General features: G+C 45.4%; 1 protein-coding gene. It reads left to right on the top strand.

Features of this window, described 5'->3' with window-relative positions; translation table 11 throughout:
- On the top strand, nucleotides 1-357 hold a 357-nt coding region (locus N477_RS01735), incomplete at both ends, for an SdrD B-like domain-containing protein (RefSeq protein WP_196760564.1).

Genomic DNA, 357 nt, shown 5'->3' with positions numbered 1-357 from the left:
TATCGGTTCAGGTGCTGGCGTGGTGAGCAATATCGCAAAAGTGGTTGTCGGCACAGATGCAACACCAGAGATTAAATTTACAGAAAAACCAAAAGCCGGTGATAAGTCGGTTTCGGGTAAGGTGTTCTTAGATGTAAACCAAGATGGCGCGGTTGATCAAAATGATGTGCGATTAAAAGACATCACAGTGACTATCACGGGCACAGATAAGTTTGGTCAGGTGGTAAATCAAAGTGTAGTGACGAATGCGAGCGGTGCGTTCAGCTTCACAGGTCTGATTGAATCAAATGCAGATGGCTACACCATTACGCAAACACCGAGCACAACGTATCAAACAGGTAACCGTTATATCGGCTC

It is taken from the genome of Pseudoalteromonas luteoviolacea H33-S (genome assembly GCF_001625695.1).
GTDB lineage: Bacteria > Pseudomonadota > Gammaproteobacteria > Enterobacterales > Alteromonadaceae > Pseudoalteromonas > Pseudoalteromonas luteoviolacea_B.
The sequence above is the reverse complement of the archived record's forward strand: the minus strand, read 5'-3'. Positions and strand labels throughout refer to the sequence as shown.